Here is a 22,265-nt window from a genome sequence, read left to right on the forward strand (position 1 = left end):
GGTATTAATCAATATTACAAAATTATGAAAAATAAGTTGAAAAACACAATCATAATGAATCGATTAACGAAAATTATGTTTGTGCTGGGATTTCTGTTGACTTCCGTTTGGAGTTATTCAAGTAATTCCGTATATGCACAAGAACAAAAATTCACTTTTGAATTTAAACAAACCTCTATTAAAACGATTTTTCAGTATATTGAAAAACACAGTGAATTTATATTTATGTATCGTGCAGATTTGCTTGATACGTCAAAAAAAGTATCTGTGAAAGTGGAGAAACAGGCTATAGAGCAGATTCTTGAACAGGTTCTGAAGGGAATTCCTGTAGTATATGAAATAAATGACCGGCAGATTCTTCTGAAAAAGGTTGAAGGAAAAGAGAATGCCTCTCAGCAATCCGGGCAGAAGAAGTTGATTCAGGGACTTGTTAAAGACGAAAAAGGTGAAGTCATCATAGGTGCTACAATCAAAGTGAAAGATACTACAATTGGTACTGCTACCGATATGAATGGATTGTATAATTTGACTGTACCATCTGAAAACTCAGTTTTAGTAGTTTCTTATATCGGATATACTACTCAGGAGGTGAAAGTTGGAAAACAGCAGAATATTATTATCACTTTGAAAGAAGATCAGAAGACCTTGGAAGAGGTCGTTGTTACGGCCTTTGGAACGGGGCAGAAAAAAGTCAGTGTGGTAGGTTCGGTGCAGACGATGCGTCCTTCTGACCTGAAAGTACCTTCGTCTAACCTTACAACTTCTTTTGCAGGCCGTTTGGCCGGAGTTATCGCAATGCAGCGTACCGGTGAACCGGGAGCAGACGGGGCCAATTTCTGGATTCGTGGAGTCTCGACGTTAGGAAGTGCCAGCACTTCGCCTTTGATTGTGATTGATGGTGTAGAAGCCACGGCAGCCGACCTTAATGCACTAGACCCTGAAGTGATAGAGGGTTTTTCTATCCTAAAAGATGCTACGGCTACGGCCATGTACGGTATGCGAGGAGCAAATGGTGTAATGATTGTCACTACCAAGTCAGGAGCCAATCTGGATAAACCTGTCATCAATTTTCGTGTAGAAGGTAGTCTGTCTACTCCGACCAGTATTCCGGAGTTTGTAGATGGTGTAAGGTATATGGAGCTGTTTAATGAGGCAGTAACCAACGAACCCTCCGGAAAGATGCCTTATACTAAAGAAAAAATAGAAGGTACCCGCCAAGGGCTTAATCCTTACATTTTTCCTAATGTCAATTGGTATGATGAGCTGTTCAAAGACCATGCTTTTAATCAGATGATTAATTTCAATATCCGGGGGGGAGGCAAAAAGGTGGATTACTTTTCCAGTATCTCTGTAACCCATGAAGAAGGTATGCTGAGAGACCGCTCACGTGAGTTCTTTTCATATAACAATAATATCAATAGGATGCGTTATGCTTTTCAGAACAATATCAATGCAAAATTAGGAGCTACCTCCCGCTTGTCATTGCGTTTAAATGTCATATTAGTAGACAAACATTCTCCTAGTAGTACCACGGCAGGGCTTTATAATCAAGTCATGTATGCTAATCCGGTAGCTACACCAGTATATTATCCTGATGATGGTGTGACCGATTATGTGAAGTGGGGGACCGTCCGTGCAGGTGCAGTGCAGAATCCTTTGGCAGAAATGGTGAGAGGGTATTCCGACCTTTTTCAAAGTTCAGTGACTGCTTCTCTTAACTTTGACCAAGATTTGAAATTCATCACCCCCGGATTGAAGTTCAAGGCATTGGCATCGTTCAAAAGTTTGTCTACTTCTACTCAAAACCGTGTTGCACCTTACAATGCTTTTTCTCTGGAAAACTATAACCGGCTTGATGACGGAACTTATGACTTTACACTGAGCAGAGTAGGCGGTGAGGTACTTCCTGTGTTGAAGTCTACCAGTTCTAATACTGGAAACCGACAGATTTACCTACAGGCAATGTTGGAATACGGCAGGGTATTTGGAAAACATGATGTTAACGCATTGTTTATCTACAATCAAGATGAATACGCAGACAATAATCCCGGAACCGAGTTGTTAAAGGCATTACCCAAAAGGCGTCAGGGGCTTGCCGCCAGGGCTTCATATATGTTTGATAACCGTTATATGGCCGAAGTGAATTTGGGTTACAATGGCTCTGAAAATTTTGCAAAAAATAACCGTTTTGGCTTTTTTCCATCATTTGCCATCGGTTATAACATCGGTGAAGAAAAGTTTTTCGAACCCTTAAAAAAGATTATTCCGCGTATGAAAATTAGGGTTTCTTATGGTTTGGTGGGTAATGATCAGGTCAGCGACCAGCGTTTCCTTTACATGTCAGATCTAAATTTGACCGGAAGTCCTTCGTTTACCACTGGAAGAAATCAGGAGATTACTCTCAGTGGTCCATTATACAAGCGTTTTCTTAATGAAGACCTAACTTGGGAAGTCGGCAAAAAGTACAATCTGGGATTGGACCTTACATTGTGGAAGAATATAAATCTTACTTTCGATGTGTTCCGCGAGGATCGTAGCCAAATATTCCAAGCCCTTGAGAATATCCCTTATTATTCGGGAGTGTATGGCACTAAATTTTATAGTAATAGTGCTGAAGTACGAAATCAGGGAATCGATCTTTCTCTTGATTTCGGACATCAGTTCAACAAAGATTTTAGTATGACCTTCAAGGGAACATTTACATACGCTCATAATGAAATACGTAAATATGACGAGTCTTATGGTGATTATCCTAATCTTTCGAAGGTCGGATATAGTGTAAGCCAGCAATGGGGATATATTTCCGATTATTTATTTGCCGACCAGCAAGAGGTGGACAATAGTCCTACACAATTGATAGGCGGTACAGTGGGGCCGGGTGATATTAAGTATGTGAATATTCCCAATGCGAAAGGAGTATATGATAATGTGATTGATAAAAACGACCGTGTACCTATTGGTGATCCTACTACTCCGGAAATTGTCTACGGCTTCGGACCGTCTTTCCAATGGAAAGGTTGGGATTTCTCATTCTTCTTCCAAGGGGTCGCAAAAACATCGCTAATTATGAGCAATCTTCAGCCTTTTGGTCAGGAATATTCAAACAACCTTCAGACTTTTATAGCTAACAATCATTGGAGTCCGGATAACCAAAATATAAGGGCTGCTTATCCACGTCTCACGGCTATATATTCAGACAACAATGCGGTAGCTTCTCTTTTCTGGTTGCGTGATGGTGATTTCTTGAAGTTGAAGAATGTGGAGATCGGGTATACTTATAAATTCATGCGCTTCTACCTGCGGGGGGCCAACCTGCTCACTTTCTCGAAATTCGACCTTTGGGATCCGGAACAAGGAGGAGGAAACGGTTTGAAATATCCTACCCAACGGGTGTTCAACATTGGATTCCAAATGACTTTAAATGGAAAACGCTAAAAATGTATATTATGAAAAAGATAGTAAATAAATTATTGATAGGACTATTATTGGCGGTCAGTTGCCACTCTTGCAACTATTTGGATATCGTACCCGATGAAAATGCTACGGAGGCTGATGCGTTCAAGAATATCTCAGCTGCCGAAAAATTCTTGTATTCTTGTTATGCATATATGAAAAAACCGAGTGACACATCTACTGCTGTTGACCTTCTTACCGGTGATGATGTTGTGACGGCATGGGAACATGAAGATTTTGCAAAATTTGCGAAAGGCGATTACACTCCGAGCACGCCGGGTATTAATTATTGGAACGACCTGTACAAAGGTATCCGCCAGTGCTATCTACTGAAACAGAATATAGAGTCCGTACCCGGAATAACGCAAGAACAGATCGATGAATATAATGCCGAAGCGGATTTCCTGATAGCATACCATCATTATTATCTGTTGCGTATGTATGGTCCCGTTGTATTAGTAAAAGAATTGGTGAACCTGAATGATGAAAAACTTCTTGGACGCAGTCCCTATGATGAATGCGTGGAATGGATAGCTGAGGAGTTCAAGTCTGCCGCCGGGCGTCTGCCGGATGTTCGTGAGGGAGATGATTATGGACGTGCTACCAGCATAATCGCCATGGCATTGCGTGCCCGTATGCTACTTTATGCTGCTTCTCCACAATTCAACGGTGGAGAAAAATTCAGGACGATGTACTCGCAATTCAGAAATCCTGATGGAACACAACTTATCAGTACTACCTATGACCATACGAAATGGGATAAGGCGGTGGCTGCATATCAGAACGTTTTGAAGATGACAGAAGGCATTTATGAACTTTATAAGGGAGAGGGGACCGGACTTTTGGCTAATGCCCCTGAGCCTACAGATGCGACATTGCGTAATTTGCGTTTCACATTTGTCGATAAGAACAATACCAAGGAAGTGATTTGGGCGCATTGCGGCGCAGAGAACCAATGGGCTATTCAAGCAAAATCCGTACCTCGTTGGGGAAAGATCTCTTATGGCGGATTGGCCATTACCCTGAGGCAGATAGAGCGTTTTTATACCCAAAACGGATTGCCGATAGACGAAGATCCGAAATTCGCCGGAACCGATTGGTATAAAGTAGTCTCTTCTCCGGCAGACTGGCAATATGGTCGTACCAATCAGAAAACTCTTCAAATGAATCTGGAACGTGAACCGCGTTTTTATGCTTGGGTGGCATTCCAGGAAGGATATTACGAAGTAAAAGGTATCAATAAGACTACTGAAAAAAACTCATTCTCCCCGGAATATAAGGTAAATGACTATAAGCAGTATGTGCAATTCTGTAAAGAACAGAACATGGGGGTTACTACTGAAGGAAAAGATGGAACCAAAACCGGTTACTTGAATAAAAAAGCGACCCATCCGGCTACGAGTGTTTCGGATAAAGGCATCACAGTAGAGCAATATCCGTGGCCTATGATTAGGCTTGGAGAAGTTTATTTGGGGTATGCAGAGGCATGCATTGAAGCTGGCAATTTGGATGAAGGCAAAAAATACTTGAACTATATACGTGAGCGTGCCGGTATTCCAGCGGTGGAAGACTCTTGGAGAGGTGTTGCATCTCTTGACCAAACTAAATTAAGGGAAATCGTGCATCGCGAACGCCTGATAGAGCTTTATCTGGAGAACCACAACTTTTGGGATTTGCGGCGTTGGGGCATTGCCGAGACGCTAGGTGAACAACCCGAAGGATTATCGGTCATGGAAAAAGATATTGAAAAGTTTGCGCAACCGACAACAGTCGATGTGAAACGGCGCTTTGTTCCGGCACATTATCTCTTGCCTATTCCTATAGAGGAAATAAATATGAATCCCAATATGGTACAGAATCCGGGATATAATGATTAATGATAAAAATGAACTGGACATGAAAAAAATAATATATATCACACTTAACCTTTGTATAGGTTTAGGTTTGTTGTTGGCTTCCTGCAGCGAAGAAGAATATTCCGCTCCAGTGAATGAGATTGTGGATTTGACATTCTCCACTGGCAAAGGAAGCATTACGCTGAACTGGGGATATGCTGAAGATACAGAAGTGAACAAAAACCGTTGTGTGGAAGTAAGGTATTACGATTTGGCTGCTCAGAAGGATGTGTTGAAAACCCTCAATGGGCTTGCCACCTCTTTTACGTTAGAGAATACCCGTCAGGAACACGGAGAGTATCATTTTTCGTTGCAACCTTTTAGTATGATTTTCGTTCCGGGAGCTGTTCAGACAATCAGTGGAGTGTCAGGAGATCCAGATATAACTCCTGATCCAGACCCGGGAACAGACCCAGACCCGGGAACGGATCCGGAACCGGAAGTCCCAGTAGTTATATCTTCGTCAAAATTGGAAATAACGGTTGACGACATTAGAATTGCGACTGATGAAGGTTTGGAGAAGATTTCTCCGGGTAATTATAAGAACTATTTATTAGATGGAAAAGCCGATACTCAGATATATCCATGGAAAAGTGCCACTGTAAACGATATATTCAGTATTTATGTTACTTATCCTAAGGTACAAAGATTTTTGAAATTTTCTTATCAGAATATGAGTTGGTCGACTTCTCGTGTTATATCAGAACTTGAGTGTTATGTCAAAGCAGAAGAGACGGATGAATGGACACATGTTGCGACTTTAACAGGAAAAGATGGTTTGTCTGAGGGTAAGGGAGGAAAGTCTGAACCCAAGGAATGTCTGGCACCTTTTGAGTTTAAGTATATCAAATTGAGAGCATCTAAGACAGAAAAAATAGGGACAGGAAATTTGGATTTTTCTACAGGGTTCGGTATGGCAGAGTTTGCTGTATATGATGTAGTATATACCATAAATGAATAAAAAAATTCTCATGAAAAATATATTGATTAGTACATTGTTGATAGTAAGTTTGACAAGTTGTTCAACTTCATCTCCCCTTTCAAAAGATAATGTTTCCGGCATTTATCCTAAATTGGCATTTTATAATGACGAAGGAGAATGTGGCACCGGGGCGGTTGTGCCTTGGGCTGGTAGCCTTTGGGCTATTACTTATGGTCCTCATCTACCTTTTGGCTCATCTGATAAACTGTATCAGATTAGTGTGGACAAGAAAATGGTAGTACGTTCGGAAAGCATTGGCGGGACACCCGCCAATCGCTTGATTCACAAAGAAACGAATCAGTTGAACATCGGTCCTTATTTTATTGACGCCAATGGAAGTGTCAAGGTCATTCCGTGGCAGGACGCTCCGGGACGCTATACGGGTGCTGCACGTCACTTGACAGACCCGGTAAATAAAATCTACATTGCCACAATGGAAGAGGGATTTTATGAAGTAGATGTAAATACTCTGGAAACCAGAGAACTATATAGAGATCGGAACTGGGCACAGCGTCTTTATAGCAAAGACGCTAAAAAAGAGCCCAAACCTGTAGATTTACTGCCGGGAGCACATGGTAAAGGATTGTACTCGGGACAAGGAGTGATGGTTTTCTCTAATAATGGAGAGCTGAGTGAGGATGCTATGAAGAAATTCGATGCATTGTCCGGTTCATTGTCCGAATGGGATGGCACAAACTGGAAAGTTATCCGTCGTAACCAGTTTGTAGAATTGACGGGTCCTGGCGGTATCTATGGGAATCCAAATCCGGAAACAGATCCGATTTGGGCTACCGGATGGGATCATAAATCAGTATTGCTTGGAGTAAGAGAACCGCAAAAAGGATGGACCTTCTATCGTTTGCCGAAAGCAAGTCACTCTTATGACGGTGCACATGGGTGGAATACCGAATGGCCTCGTATCCGCGATATTGGGACAGAAGGTAAATCGGATTATCTGATGACTATGCATGGTTTGTTTTGGCATTTCCCCGGTACGTTCGGTGTTGATAATACGGCAGGTATTCGTCCTCGTACCAGTTATTTAAAGGTAATCGGAGATTTTACTCGTTGGAATGATGAATTGGTTTTTGGATGTGATGATTCCGCACAAAAGGAATTTTTGAACAAACGGAAAGCAAAGGGCGGTATCGAAGGCCCCGGGCAGTCCAACTCAAACTTGTGGTTTACTTCATTGACCAAACCCGATGAATTGGGTCCGGCAACCGTGGACGGTGCGGTTTGGGAAAAGGAGGATATACAGGCTGATGTCTATTCAGACCCTTATATGTTTGCTGGCTGGAAAGAGCGTTGCTGCTGGGTGAAGAATGACAGTAAGCAGGCACTTACTTTTACCTTTGAGACAGACGAACAGGGAAATAACAATTGGAAAGAATTATCCAAAATAAAAGTGTTGGCGGGAGAATCGGCTTATGTACCCTTTGCTGATAAAGAGAAAGGCGAATGGATTCGTGTGAAAGCGGATAAGGCGGGTAATGTATCTGTAAGTTTTGTATATACGAGTGCGGACGAGCGTGGCACTTCTGCCGCTCCGATGTTCAATGGATTGTCCGATGTGTCAGACGAAAAGACGATAGGTGGTCTGTTGTATGGATTGGGAGATAATAGAAGGGCGTTGGGAGTACTTGCTTCCACCATTGAAAACGGAAAAGTTGTGGAAAACGGATATTACGAAATGGGCGATTCCTTAGCGTTGGTACGTAAAGATGATGCGAAAACTGCTGGTTTCATTCGTGATAAGTTTGCGATTCCTCATCAGGTTGTTACTGTCGATGAATCTTCCATACTGATTGTTGATGATAAACAAAGACGTTGGCGCTTGCCTTTGGGAAATAATGAATATACTAAACTTATGGGACAGGATGTGCTGCGCATTTGTCGCGAGGTAGCTACGGAACGTGATCTGTTCAGTTGTCATGGTACTTTCTATGAATTGCCTGCTGAAAATGCGGATGGGTATGCCAAAATGCGTCCGATCGCTTCTCATAATTTCCGGATTAATGATTACGCTTCCTATCGTGGTATGCTGATTATGACAGGTATCGATCCGAAGGCTGCAAACAACAACGAACATATCATCGTTTCGGAAGACGGAAAAGCCGCTGTATGGGCAGGCGCTATCGATGACTTGTGGAATATGGGGAAACCTGTAGGAAAAGGCGGTCCGTGGTACGAGACTTCTATTCAGGCAGGGGACGTTTCCGACCCGTATTTGATAGGTTTTTATGACAAGAAGAAGTTGACCCTGTCACATAAATCGGAAAAAGAGGTAACTTTTACAGTGGAAATTGATCCTACCGGTAATGGAAAATGGGTGAAGTATACCACGCTGACGGTAAAGCCGGGAGAAAAACTGGTTCATGAGTTTAAAGCGCCTTTCCAGGCAAGATGGATACGTTTCTATGCAAACGAAGCTACCACTGCTACGGCTTGGCTGGAGTATAAATAATTTAATTGGAATGTAACAATGATGAATAATCTATTCAATAGTAAGAAAATTCTTTTTGTAGTAACTCTCTTGGCTATGTGCGGGATGCTTAAAGCGCAGGAAAATACATGGAGAGAAATGCCCTATTTCCTGAAAGGATACGAATCCCAGTACAAGAAGTCGGCGAGAGAGGCTGCTTTGTCATGGTTTCAGGATGCGCGTTTCGGACTTTTTATCCATTGGGGACCTGCATCGCTCTATGCCAAAGGGGAATGGGTGATGTATAACAAAAATATTCCTGTGGACGAATACGTGCAAAAAGCACGTGAGTTTACCGGAGATAAGTTCAACGCACAGGATTATGTGGATTTGGCGGTCAGTGCCGGCATGAAGTACATTACTTTCGTAACCAAACACCACGACGGCTATGCAATGTGGGATTCTAAAGCGACGGATTACAACAGTATGGATTTTACTCCTCAACGTGATTTTGTGAAAGAACTGGCAGTAGCTTGCCGGAAAGCCGGTATAGGACTGTTCTTATATTATTCGGTGGGGCTGGACTGGCATCATCCGTATTATCTGCCTAGGTCTATGTATAACGCGGCACGTCCTCGCTATGACAAACAACCAGCCCAGTATAAATATGAGAAGCCTGAAGATTTCAAACATTATTTGAACTTTGCGAAGACGCAAATCATGGAGCTGTGCACACAGTATGGACCGATTGCAGGGCTTTGGTTTGATACAGTGGGTGGAGTATACGAGTATCCGGATTTGTTCAACATACAGGAGGTGTATGACATGATTCATTCCATACAGCCTCATGCGTTGGTAGTGTTCAAGACCGGTGCTAATGGTAACGAAGACTTTATTACCGGAGAAAGAAACATGGGGTCTTTGGCACCGTTGTTTAAAAATTCCGGTTTGCCGAAGTCGGTACAAGACGCTGCCGACCATTCGTGGGAAAGCAACAAGGCGAAACCGGCTGAGCTAAACATTCCGATTCAGACCATGGCTTGGGGCTATTTGGAATCTCCCCGTCAACGGCAAAAAACGAAAGATGAGGTGTGGAAACTGCTGGAAGACTGTGCGCAAATGAATGCCAACTTGTTGCTGAATATCGCTCCTTACCCCGATGGTCGCATTCTGGAAGAGAATGTAAAAACTTTGAAAGAGGTGGGCGAGCGTATCAGAAAGCATGGCTTTCCGAAGTTGAATACCAAAGATTATATGAATTATAGGAGTCGGAAAGAGCAGAAGATAGAAGAAGAAAAGGTGAACCAGACGGCTAATTAAGTTATAATAAAAAAATAAAAATATGAAGATAAAAGAATTTTACATATTGCTTGTTGCTTTTTTGTTGTTATCATGTGCAGAAAATGGCATCGATGCTTATACTTATCAGCCCCCTAAAAAAATACTGAATGAGAATCCCGCCAGTTATTATCTGGATGCTACATCGGGTGATGATGCTAATGACGGTACATCACCGGAAAATGCTTGGAAAACGCTGGATAAAGCAAGCGGGATTAAATTAAAGCCAGGCGATGCTCTTTTCTTTAAAAAGGGCGAAGTGTTTAATGGCGTTTTGGAGATTTCTGCTGAAGGAACCAAGGAACAGCCGATTGTAATCGACTCCTATGGAGAGGGGGATTCGAAGCCAAGCATTCAGGGAAATATCAATTCTATTTATGCGGTGCGTATATATAATTCCACATATGTAACGATTCAGAATATTGAAATCGTTAATCAAGGAACTGAGCTTGCCGGACGTTCCGGATTAAAAGTGGAGTGTGTGGATTATGGGATTTCGCGTGGGATGATTCTTCGTAATCTTACCGTACGCGATGTGACAAGTACATTCTATAAACCGGATTATGGGGGAGCTATTTTATTTATCAATAAAGGTAATGTGAAAAAGTCCCGTTATGAAAATTTACTTATCGAAGGCTGCCATATTAAAGATTGCCAACGTAACGGTATTTTTTGGGGTGGCTCAGGCGGTACATACTGCAATCGAAAGAACTGGTATCCTAGCAAAAATGTAATTATCCGTAACAATTTGATTGAAGGGGTACCCGGAGACGGTATTTTACCGATAGGCTGTGATGGCGTATTGATTGAATACAATGTGATGCGTGATGGTAAGTTTCTGCCTAATAAGGGTGCTGCTGCAGGCATATGGCCTTGGAGCTGTGACAATGTGGTTATCCAGTTTAACGATGTGAGCGGGCATCAGGCAGATGCAGACGGACAAGCTTATGATTCGGATTTTAATTGCACGAATACAATAATACAATATAATTATAGTCATGACAATTATGGCGGTTTTGTGTTAATTTGTGATGACCCCACGGCTACTTACGTGAATAGTATCGGCATTATTGACACGGAAATCCGATACAATATCAGTATCAATGACGGCATTAATCCCCGTGCGGGAGTGAATCCGACTTCCATTCAATTCTTTGGTTGCCCGGAAGAAGCATTATTGGAATATAATATCATCCATGCCTCTCCGACACCGGATCATGGCAAATCGCATTCCATGATTAGAATAAGTGGGGGAGAAAAGGCTGCGATAAATCCTACTTTCCGTAAAAACATTTTTTATGCTCCTATAGAAAGTTCTTTTTCTTTAGGAAGCAAGCCTACTATCTTTGAGAACAATTGGTTTTTGGGCTCTTTCAAAAATAAGCCTGAGGATATGGGGGCTTCGAATAGCTCGGACTATTATCAAAAAAATGTGGTGGATGTTGATCCGAAAGGTTATCAGGCATTGTATAAATTGATGGAAAAACGTATGGTGGGCGGGAAAGAACACTATTTTGTAAAGAAAGAGGCCATCGAGGCTTTCTTTGCGGAAATGGAAAAGAAGTAATAGCGGAAGCGGATGTTCACTATTATTTGCGCTTTGGGAGGACAGTAATGTTTTGCCGCCATACAAAAAAAAACGAATGTATGGATAGATAGAGGGAAGTAGAGTAATGATTGAAAAAATTATTAGGGATTTTGGATATGGAGATAAAAAAAATAAACTTTTTATTAAGTGTGGCATTACTGTTTTCGTGTAGCGAGAACGGATTGAGTTCTTACAGTTATCAGCCGGAACAAAAGAAGCAGAATGAAAACGTACAGAAATATTACGTAGACGCTACTTTGGGAAATGATATGAATGACGGTTCCACTCCAACGAAAGCGTGGAAAACGCTTGATAAAGCGAGTGTGGTTGAATTGAATCCCGGCGATACACTTTTCTTTAAAAAGGGGGAAGTATTCAATGGCGTTTTGGAAATTACTGCCGAAGGAACCAAGGAACAGCCTATCGTTATCGATGCTTATGGCGAGGGCGACAAGCCAAGTATCCGCGGGAAGCAGACATCGCTTTATGCGGTTCGTCTTTATAATTCCACTTATGTGACATTGCAGAATCTGGAAATTGTCAACAAAGGAGAAGATTTGCTCAGTCGGGCAGGTTTAAAGATTGAGTGCAAAGAATATGGTGTATCCAATGGACTTGTAATAAGAGGATTGACGGTAAAAGATGTTACCGGAAAATCGGAGGGCGCGAATAAGTATAGTGGCGGCATTCTTTTAACCAATACTGGAAAAGAAAAGAAATCATGCTATAAAAACCTTCTGATAGAGAATTGCCATATAAAAGATTGTAAGCGCAACGGAATCTTTTGGGCAGGATCGGGCGGTGCTTATTGTAATCGTAAGAACTGGTACCCGAATGAGGACATCATTATCCGCAATAACCTGATAGAGAATGTGCCGGGAGATGGCATCCTGCCAATAGGATGCGACGGAGCTTTAGTTGAATATAATGTCATGAAAGATGAGAATCGGGGCGGATATAATTTAGTGGCTGCGGGTATTTGGCCATGGAGCAGCGATAATGTGGTTATCCAATATAATCATGTTGTCGGACATCAGGCGGAGACTGACGGACAGGCGTACGATTGCGATTTTAATTGCAGGAATACCGTAATACAGTATAATTACAGTACCGAAAATCACGGAGGGTTTGTTCTTTTCTGCGACGACCCGACTGCCACGTATGTCAACAATATAGGTGTATTGGAGAGCAAGGTGCGATACAATATCAGCATAAATGACGGTGTACGTCCTTTGAGCGAAAGAAATACTCCTTCAGCTTTGTTCCATTTTGTCGGCGATGTGAAAGAGCCTTTGATAGAACATAACATAATTCATACTTCCCCTACGAAAGTAGCGGATGATAATGATTTTCTGTTTGTCAGAGCTTCTACAGGTAGGGGTTTGGTGAAGAATCCTGCCTTCCGTAGTAATGTATTTTATGCTCCTTATAAAGATAAAAAACATAGTTTTTTATTGAATGGCGCAAGCACTGAGTTTTTTGAGGACAATTGGTATATAGGAAATATCGAAAATATTCCGGAAGGCAGTGGGGCGCGGACCGCTTCGGACTACTATAAAAAGCAGGTAATAGATGTGGATCCGGAGGGGTATGAAGGATTATACAAACTGATGGAAAAGAAGACTGTATGCGGAGAAGAGTTTTATTTTGTAAAGAAAGAGGCTATCGAATCTTTCTTCGCTGAAATGGAGAAAGAATGAACATGACAGGAGGAACGACATTTATAAAATTATTTTTTTGTGTGGATTTATGGTTTGTTTCCTGTGCCGGTAAGGCACAGGAAATATACCTTTCCAGAGAATGGAATGTCGCTTTGGACAGTTTAGAGATAGTCTATACCCGAGACTTGGAGGGAGCTAAAGCGGCTTTACGGCTTGGAAAGAAGGTGCTGCTGAATCCGGTGTCGGAGGCTGTTTTCGGACCGGATGGAAATTTTTTTCCTGTATTCTGGAGCCCACTTCATTTTCCGGAATAGACCGGGACGATGGGAATACTCTGCGATCCGACACATCCGTCGTTGATGCATTTCCCTACGGAAAAGCACAGCGATTGGCAATGGTGGGATATTTGTAAACGTGCGGCGGTGATGGAACTTGACAGAATTGACGCTGATTTGCGACCTATAATCTGTATGATGGATAATTTTTTTAAGAATAGGAATTTGGCTCTGTTGTTCGAGGCACGGGTCGGTAAAGGACAACTTTTAGTCTGTAGCGTGGATTTGACGGAGAACTCGGAGGCGCGACCGGTATCTCGCCAGTTGCGTTATGGCTTGTTGAAATATATAAATAGCAGGTCGTTTAATCCGGAAAACAGACTTTCGGAAGAACAGCTTCATCGCTTGTTCCGGCTTTGATTTTAGGGAAGTTATGTATTGGAATATTATTCTTCGTAAAAAATGGTTATGAGAAATGTTTTTTATAAGATAGCGGTGTATATTGCCATCTTGTTTGCAAATACTGCGCTACAGGCGCAAGAGCAGGCCACAGCCTATAAAGCTATAGTCCCGGGGGCTGTATGGAATGATATTGAGGGGGATCCTATAAATGCGCATGGTGGCGGTATATTATACCATGAAGGGACATATTATTGGTATGGAGAGTACAAGAAAGGCAAGACGGTCTTGCCAGAATGGGCAACGTGGGAATGTTACCGTACGGATGTGACAGGAGTCAGCTGCTACTCGTCACAGGATTTATTGAACTGGAAATTCGAGGGTATTGTCTTGCCTGCAGTGAAGAATGACAAAGGACACGATTTGCATACCAGCAAAGTGTTGGAACGCCCCAAGGTTATTTATAATCGGAAGACTAAAAAGTTTGTGATGTGGATGCATGTGGACAGTGCGGACTATGGTAAAGCCTGTGCGGGAGTGGCGGTAAGCGATTCCCCCACTGGCGAATTCACCTACTTGGGCAGCTTCCGTCCTAACGGTGTCATGAGCCGCGACCAGACGGTTTTTGTAGATGATGATGGCCGTGCTTACCAGTTCTATTCATCGGAAAACAATTCCACGTTGTATATCAGTGAGCTAACGGATGACTATTTGAGACCGAGCGGGAAATATACTCGCAACTTCATCAAGAAGAGCCGTGAGGCTCCGGCTGTGTTCAAGCGTAATGGCAAATACTATATGCTTTCTTCCGGTTGTAGCGGATGGGACCCGAACCGGGCGGAGCTTGCTGTAGCCGACTCTATCATGGGTGAATGGAGAACAGTCGGTAATCCTTGTACAGGAGCCGAAGCGGATAAAACCTTTTATAGTCAAAGTACCTATGTGCAGAAAGTAATAGGCAAAAAGGATATGTATATTGCCATGTTCGACCGATGGAACAAGAAGGATCTGGAGGATTCCCGTTATGTATGGTTACCTTTCTCTTTTGAAGGAGACAGGATTACGATACCTTGGCGTGAAAAATGGAACTTTGCCGACTTTACCGACCAAGGGCGTTTCGAGGCTGGACAAGGAACATTCTTGTTGAATGGAAAGCCGTTTGTGGTTAAAGCGGCAGAATTGCACTATCCTCGTATTCCGAGACCATATTGGGAACAACGTATCAAACTTTGTAAGGCGTTAGGCATGAATACCATCTGTCTTTATACCTTCTGGAATGCTCATGAACCGTCACCCGGTGTATACGATTTTACCGGACAGAATGATCTGGCAGAGTTCTGCAAGCTTTGCCAGCAGAACGGTATGTATGTCATATTGCGTCCCGGTCCCTATGTATGTGCCGAATGGGAAATGGGCGGTCTCCCTTGGTGGCTGCTCAAAAAGAAAGATATCCGTTTACGGGAATCCGACCCTTATTTTCTGGAACGTGTTGCCATGTTTGAAAATGCCGTAGCGGAACAGGTAAAGCATTTGACTATCACTGATGGTGGTCCTATCATTATGATACAGGTAGAGAACGAATACGGTGCTTATGGAGAAAATAAAGAATATGTATCTCGGATAAGGGACATTATACGTGCCAATTTTGGTAATGACATATTGTTGTTTCAATGTGACTGGGCTTCTAATTTTACAAAGAACGGTCTTGATGACTTGGTATGGACAATTAATTTTGGTGCGGGTGCTGATATAGAACAACAATTTGCAAGGTTGAAGGGACTCCGTCCTGACAGTCCTCTGATGTGTTCCGAGTATTGGAGCGGCTGGTTTGACAAATGGGGTGCCAATCATGAGACACGTCCGGCAGAGAAAATGATTAAGGGTATTGATGAGATGCTTTCCAAAGGCATTTCATTCAGCCTGTACATGACGCATGGTGGAACCAATTGGGGACATTGGGCAGGCGCCAATTCCCCAGGGTTCGCTCCTGACGTTACCTCTTACGATTACGATGCTCCTATCAGTGAATCCGGTCGTACCACTCCCAAATATTGGGCTTTAAGGGAAGTTCTAGCAAAATATGCGGATGGCGGCAGACAGTCAAAAGTTCCAGCTCAGATAGAGTCTGTCCATATTCCTGCCTTTAACTTTACAGAGATGGCGCCACTGTTTGAGAATTTGCCGGTGGCGAAGAAAGACATTAGTATCCGTACGATGGAAGAATATAATCAAGGTTTTGGAAGTATACTGTATCGTACTGTCTTGCCTGAAGTGAAATCAGGAACTATACTCACTGTAAACGACGCACATGATTATGCGCAGATATTCGTAGACGGGAAATATATAGGGAAACTGGACAGGCGGCAGGCAGAAAAACAGCTTGTATTGCCGGACTGCCCTAAAGGTGCCAGACTTGACATTCTTGTGGAAGCCATGGGCCGTATCAATTTTGGAGGTGCCATCAAGGACTTTAAAGGAATTACGAAGAATGTCGAGTTGTTAATGAATATTGACGGCTACACTTTCGTCTGTGATTTAAGAAATTGGGAGATATTCAATATTGAAGATACTTATGAGTTTTATCAAGGTATGAAATTTCAGCCAGTTCAGTCGTTGACCGATAAATTGGGACAACGTATTCCCGGCTGTTATCGGGCTTATTTTCAGGTGAAAAAAGCGGGAGATACATTTTTGAATTTTGAAACTTGGGGCAAAGGATTGGTATATGTCAACGGTCATGCGTTGGGACGCATATGGGGAATAGGGCCTCAACAAACACTTTATGTACCCGGCTGCTGGCTGAAAAAGGGTGAAAATGAAATAGTGGTATTCGATATTATCGGTCCCAAAGCCGCTAAGTCGGAAGGTTTAAAAGAACCTATTCTTGATCGCTTATCTGAACAGGGGTTTCTAGTGGAACATCGTAGTGAAAGAAAAAGTTTGGATTTATCAGGCGAAAGGCCAATTTTCTCCGGGAGTTTTAAGCATGAAAATGACTGGCAGGAGATAAGATTTAAGCAATCGGTAAAGGGGCGTTATGTCTGCCTTGAAGCTTTGAATTCTCATGACGGCAAAGAGCTGGCTTCCATTGCTGAGATGTTTTTTCTGGATGGGAATGGTGCACGTCTTTCACGTGAATCCTGGGCAGTGAGGTATGTTGATAGTGAAGACATAGCCCACTTGAATAATTCTGCAAATAAAATCTTTGACTTTCAAGAGTCTACAAGTTGGAATACGAAGATCGGCAATCCTTATCCCCATGTTATTGTAATTGATTTGGGCTCTGTCTGTACATTGACCGGGATTCAGTGTCTGCCACGCATGGAAAGTAATATTCCTGGTTGCATCAAAGATTTTAAGATATATGTTAGACAGGAAGATTTCCAATTTAATTAAGTTCAACTAGTCCATATTTGAATGTAAACCAAATGTGTATAATGTTATCCTTTAAATGTTTTAGATTATAATATGACATACCAACAGATAAGAAAAAACGTAGTGATTTTAGTATGAATAGAATTTTGATTGTATTGGTAGGTCTGTTGTCGACGGTGTGGACGTTACAGGCTCAAGAGCAGACCTGGTGTGAAATACCATATTTCCTGAAAGGCTATGAAAAGGAATATAGATGTTCTCTTAGGGAGGCGGCTTTGGCATGGTTCAAGGACGCCCGTTTTGGACTTCCGAAGTTGAACACCAAGGATTATAATGAATTATAGATCGAGAAGTGTTCAAAAGGTAAGGAAAGAGAAGATAAACCAGATTACAAACTGATTATAACCGGATGCCATGAAGAAGTTTTGTTTATTTATATCGGTTTTGTTTTTCATTTTGGAGACAGCTTATGGTAAAATAGTATTGCCAGAGATTTTGAACGGCAATATGGTACTGCAACAGAATACGTCAGTCAAGTTGTGGGGAAAGGCCACCCCTGATGTCCGAGTCACCATACGTACGTCTTGGGATGATAAAAAATACATAGTGCAGTCGGATACAGACGGTAACTGGCTGGTCGTGGTTGAGACCCCCAAGGGGGATTATACCCCCCGTTACATTGATGTATCGGACGGTGAGACGGTCCGCATAGACAATGTGCTGATCGGAGAAGTTTGGTTCTGCTCGGGGCAGTCCAATATGGAGATGCCTCTGGGCGGTTTTCTGGATGCTTCTACTCAGGGTGGAAATGAAACGATTGCTACCGCTCGCTTGAGAAAGGGAATACGTATGGCTACTGTCAAAAAGGAAGGTGCACACATTCCCCAGGAAATCTGCGCGGGAAGTTGGGCGGTATGTAGTCCGGAGAATGCGCCCAAGTTCAGTGCCGTCGGATACTACTTTGCCGAACGGCTCAATCAGGTACTGGATGTCCCGATAGGAATTATCAATTGCAGTTGGAGCGGTTCTCGCATTGAAGGCTGGTTACCGAGGGAAATACTCAAGGATTGCAGGGATGTGGATTTGTCAAAAGCCGAATTCAGTAATAGGCGGCATTTTCATGCTGGAGTACCCACTATCATGTACAACGGCATGGTTAAGCCTCTGATGAATTACACGATTAAGGGTATTCTATGGTATCAGGGGGAGGCCAACGTTAAGGACTATGTACACTACGCAGACCGCATGGTGGCTTTGGTGAACCGATGGCGTAAAGATTGGGGATTGGGTGATTTACCTTTCTATATGGCTGAAATAGCTCCTTTTGAACATGCCGGAAAGGGAGAATTTGCCGCTTTTCTGCGTGAGGCGCAGTACAAGGCTGTTGCGCGTTTGTCTCGTTGCGGTATTATCTGTACCAATGACCTGGTATATCCCAACGAGCGGAAACAGATTCATCCCTGTCAAAAGAGGGCAGTGGGTGACCGTTTTGCCTATATGGCTCTGAACAGGGATTACGGGTATAAGGATATTGCCTGTGATTCCCCAGTATATAAAGAAATGACGGTGAAGGACAGTGTTGCAGTAATCAGCTTCAATCATGTAAACGGTTTTTCTTCTTATTGTGAATATACCGGTTTCGAGATAGCCGGTGAGGACAGGGTGTTCCATCCGGCCCAGGCAAAGACTGATTACCGTACCCGTACGGTATCGGTCTGGAGCGTAACGGTAAAGAAACCGGTAGCGGTGCGTTATTGTTTCAGGAACTTCCAGTTGGGAAACCTGAAAACGAACCGGGGACTGCCGTTTGCTCCTTTCCGTACAGATGATTTTCTTCCTGAAACTGATTAACTGAAGTATAAAGAACCAATGATATGGCTATGAGTAAATTTAGAAATGTATTAGTGATTTTATGTGCCTTTGTGTTTTGTGGCATAAGTAATGCGCAAGAGGAAACAGCATCCCGCGAAGTCCTTTCTTTGGACAAGGGATGGCGTTTTCATAAAGGGGATATCCCTTTTCCGATAATAAAAGGGCATAATGAGACGTATCGGCATACCAAAGCCGGGCGCGCTAGTGGAGCTGCTTCGACCGGCTATGATGACACTTCATGGCGTATGCTGGACCTTCCACACGACTGGGCTATCGAAAGCAGTGTGGATTCTACAGCCAATTTGTCGCAGGGGTATTACCATCGTGGATTCGGCTGGTATCGTCGTCAGTTCAGACTGTCCCCAAAGGACAAGGGAAAACATATTGAGCTGCAATTTGACGGAATATCCACTCATGCCACTATTTGGGTAAACGGTACGGTGCTTCACCGCAATTGGTGTGGTTATACTTCCATGTATATTGACATCACTCCATACGCTACTTACGGTGATAATTTGAATACGATAGCCGTACGTGTGGATGCCGATGCCCAGGAAGGTTGGTGGTATGAAGGGGCGGGGATTTACCGTCATACGTGGCTGGTAAAGCGGTCGCCTTTACACATAACTACTGATGGTGTGTTTGCCCATCCGGTAAAGAAAGAGAACGGTCAATGGGAGATTCCTGCCGAAATATCCTTGTATAATTCAGGAAAACTTCCTGCTGAGGGGGAAGTGGAAGTGGCATTGTATGCTCCCGATGGTTCACTCATAGTAACCCGTACGACAAAATTGACAGTAAAGGCTTTACAGGAAAACATTGCCGGTCTGAAGTTGCCGGTTTCCAATCCTGAGCTGTGGTCTCCGGATATCCCGACTCTTTATAAGGTGAAGAGTGTGGTGAGACAGAATGGAAAAGTGAAGGACGAGGTGACAACCCGTTGTGGTTTCCGCACTATCAACTTTGATAAGGATACCGGCTTTTGGCTGAATGGCGAGAACATCAAGATAAAAGGTGTCTGCAATCATCAGGATCATGCCGGAGTAGGGGTAGCCGTTCCGGATGCCTTGTGGGAGTTCCGTCTCCGCAAACTGAAAGAGATGGGAGTTAACGCTTATCGGGCTGCCCACAATCCGATGTCCAAAGAGTTTATGGCAGCGTGTGACAGTATGGGTATTATGGTATTGGATGAGAACCGTCTGTTCAATACTTCTCCCGAGTATGTACGCCAATTGCAATGGCTGGTGCGTCGTGACCGTAATTGCCCCAGTGTCATCCTTTGGTCGGTGTTCAACGAGGAGCCGATGCAGGGAACAGAGAATGGCTATGAGATGGTGCGCCGCATGTGTTCCGTGGTCAAAGAGATGGATACCACCCGTCCGGTAACGGCTGCCATGAACGGGGGATTCTTTGCGGAACACAATGTCTCTCGGGCAGTTGATGTGGGTGGATTCAATTATCAGATCGGCAGTTACGACCGTTTTCATGCTCAAAATCCGGAACTGGCTTTGATCAGCTCCGAGGATGGTTCAGCTTTCATAGTGAGAGGGGAATACAAGACAGACAAGTCAAGGAACATCATTGACTCATACGATACTGAGGCTGCCGGTTGGGGAGCTACCCACCGCCGTGCCTGGAAGGAAGTGGCTACACGTTCCTGGATGGCGGGCTGCTTCTATTGGACTGGCTTCGATTATCACGGTGAACCTACTCCATTCCAATGGCCTTCCGTCAGTTCTTTCTTCGGCATTATGGATATATGCGGATTTCCCAAGAGTGCATACTACTTGCATCAGGCACAGTGGAGGAAGGACAAGCCTGTGCTGGAACTGATACCCCACTGGAACTGGCCAGCCGACTCTATTGGAAAGCCTGTCAAGGTGATGGCGTTCAGCAATGCCGACCGTGTGAAGCTACTGCTGAATGGAAAGATAATTTCCGAGCAACAAGTGGATTCTTTTGAGATGAATACCTGGATGGTACCTTATAAACCGGGAAGACTGGAGGCGGTCGGTTATAAGAACGGAAGGATTGTTTCACGTGCCAAAGTGGAGACGACAAAGAGCCCTGTACAGATAAAATTGACTCCCTATCGAAATAGTCTGTTTGGAGATGGCAGGGATGCCATGCCTGTGACTGTTGAGGTGGTCGATTCCAAAGGGCGTCATGTACCGACTGCCAATAATATGATTGAATTTTCCATTGACGGTCCTGCCAAAATTATAGGCTTGGGCAATGGTGATCCCAATTGTCATGAACCTGAGAAGGGAAACAAGCGTAGCTTGTTTAACGGATTGGCTCAAGTGATCATTCAGACAGAGGAGGGAACAGGTGAGGTGCATCTCACCGCAACTGCTTCCGGTTTGAAGCCTGTTACTCTTACAGTTCCAGTAAACCGGACCAGTCCGCTTCCCTCTGTCTGTGTAGAATATCCTCGGATGATACTTGACAAATGGTTCTTTTCTCCTTTTTTCATGGAGAGACCGGACGTGAACTGTAAGATTGCGGACAATGACATGAATACGTGGGAAGCCATCAGTGCTGGAAATGCCATGATATTGAAAGATGCCAGATATGTGATCTGGCGTACGAGGTTCAATCTTCTGAAGGAATATCAGGAAGCTGGAGGAATCATTCTTTTCAAGAATCTTGCAGGAAAGGCGGAAGTGTGGCTGAACGGCAAGCTTTTAGGTAAGAAGGAGACCGTGAACGAGCAGGACTTCAAAGTGGCATTCCCAGCCACAGGAACAGAGTGTGAGCTGCGGGTTCTGCTTAACAACGCAATAAATACCCATGTAGGTCTGAAGGGAGCGGTGACAATACAGAGCAAGTAAATGAAGGTGTTTCAAATCGGTGAGAATTTGCGTGTTGGAGTATAAAAGAAAACCCATTGAAATACAGTCATTTCAATGGGATTTTTTATTACCGAATCGATAGTGGTGTCACCAGATTAAGAATTACAAAGTGTCAATGGTGACTTTTTGTAAACTATAGTTTCTATA

Annotated in this window: 13 protein-coding genes; all 13 read left to right on the forward strand. The window is 43.4% G+C overall.

Features of this window, described 5'->3' with window-relative positions:
- Window positions 1-54: 54 nt before the first annotated feature.
- Window positions 55-3,435 (forward strand): TonB-dependent receptor, encoded by a 3,381-nt coding sequence (locus ACT8YW_RS14480; protein WP_444105768.1) that lies wholly within the window; start codon window positions 55-57, stop codon window positions 3,433-3,435.
- An 11-nt stretch (window positions 3,436-3,446) separates the two neighbouring features.
- Complete coding sequence (locus tag ACT8YW_RS14485) at window positions 3,447-5,330, forward strand: RagB/SusD family nutrient uptake outer membrane protein (protein ID WP_444105770.1); 1,884 nt, start codon at window positions 3,447-3,449, stop codon at window positions 5,328-5,330.
- A 19-nt stretch (window positions 5,331-5,349) separates the two neighbouring features.
- The gene (locus ACT8YW_RS14490; RefSeq protein ID WP_444105772.1) at window positions 5,350-6,309 is read left to right on the forward strand and encodes a hypothetical protein; all 960 of its coding nucleotides are present in this window, start codon (window positions 5,350-5,352) and stop codon (window positions 6,307-6,309) included.
- A 10-nt stretch (window positions 6,310-6,319) separates the two neighbouring features.
- Window positions 6,320-8,797: a hypothetical protein gene (locus tag ACT8YW_RS14495; protein WP_444105774.1), complete on the forward strand. Its 2,478-nt coding sequence runs from the start codon at window positions 6,320-6,322 to the stop codon at window positions 8,795-8,797.
- 18 nt (window positions 8,798-8,815) lie between these two features.
- The gene (locus ACT8YW_RS14500; RefSeq protein ID WP_444105776.1) at window positions 8,816-10,075 is read left to right on the forward strand and encodes an alpha-L-fucosidase; all 1,260 of its coding nucleotides are present in this window, start codon (window positions 8,816-8,818) and stop codon (window positions 10,073-10,075) included.
- A gap of 22 nt (window positions 10,076-10,097) precedes the next feature.
- Entirely contained in the window at window positions 10,098-11,660 is a 1,563-nt protein-coding gene (locus ACT8YW_RS14505; RefSeq protein ID WP_444105778.1) for a right-handed parallel beta-helix repeat-containing protein, read from the forward strand.
- Window positions 11,661-11,797: 137 nt separating this feature from the next.
- A complete protein-coding gene (locus ACT8YW_RS14510) occupies window positions 11,798-13,381 on the forward strand; it encodes a right-handed parallel beta-helix repeat-containing protein (RefSeq protein ID WP_444105780.1) in 1,584 nt (527 codons plus the stop codon).
- A complete protein-coding gene (locus ACT8YW_RS14515; protein WP_444105782.1) occupies window positions 13,378-13,656 on the forward strand; it encodes a hypothetical protein in 279 nt (92 codons plus the stop codon). Before ACT8YW_RS14510 ends, ACT8YW_RS14515 begins: the two co-directional genes overlap by 4 nt.
- 9 nt (window positions 13,657-13,665) lie before the next feature.
- The gene (locus ACT8YW_RS14520) at window positions 13,666-14,037 is read left to right on the forward strand and encodes a hypothetical protein (RefSeq protein ID WP_444105784.1); all 372 of its coding nucleotides are present in this window, start codon (window positions 13,666-13,668) and stop codon (window positions 14,035-14,037) included.
- A 48-nt stretch (window positions 14,038-14,085) separates the two neighbouring features.
- Window positions 14,086-17,412, forward strand: coding sequence for a beta-galactosidase (locus ACT8YW_RS14525; protein ID WP_444105786.1), 3,327 nt, complete (start codon window positions 14,086-14,088; stop codon window positions 17,410-17,412).
- A 113-nt stretch (window positions 17,413-17,525) separates the two neighbouring features.
- Window positions 17,526-17,735, forward strand: coding sequence for a hypothetical protein (locus ACT8YW_RS14530; RefSeq protein WP_444105788.1), 210 nt, complete (start codon window positions 17,526-17,528; stop codon window positions 17,733-17,735).
- A gap of 70 nt (window positions 17,736-17,805) precedes the next feature.
- Window positions 17,806-19,242: a sialate O-acetylesterase gene (locus tag ACT8YW_RS14535; protein WP_444105790.1), complete on the forward strand. Its 1,437-nt coding sequence runs from the start codon at window positions 17,806-17,808 to the stop codon at window positions 19,240-19,242.
- A gap of 23 nt (window positions 19,243-19,265) precedes the next feature.
- On the forward strand, window positions 19,266-22,097 hold the full coding sequence (galA, locus tag ACT8YW_RS14540) for a beta-galactosidase GalA (RefSeq protein ID WP_444105792.1): 2,832 nt from the start codon (window positions 19,266-19,268) through the stop codon (window positions 22,095-22,097).
- The last annotated feature ends 168 nt before the right edge of the window (window positions 22,098-22,265 follow it).

It is taken from the genome of Bacteroides sp. (assembly GCF_052357945.1).
In the GTDB taxonomy this organism is placed as follows: Bacteria; Bacteroidota; Bacteroidia; order Bacteroidales; family Bacteroidaceae; genus Bacteroides.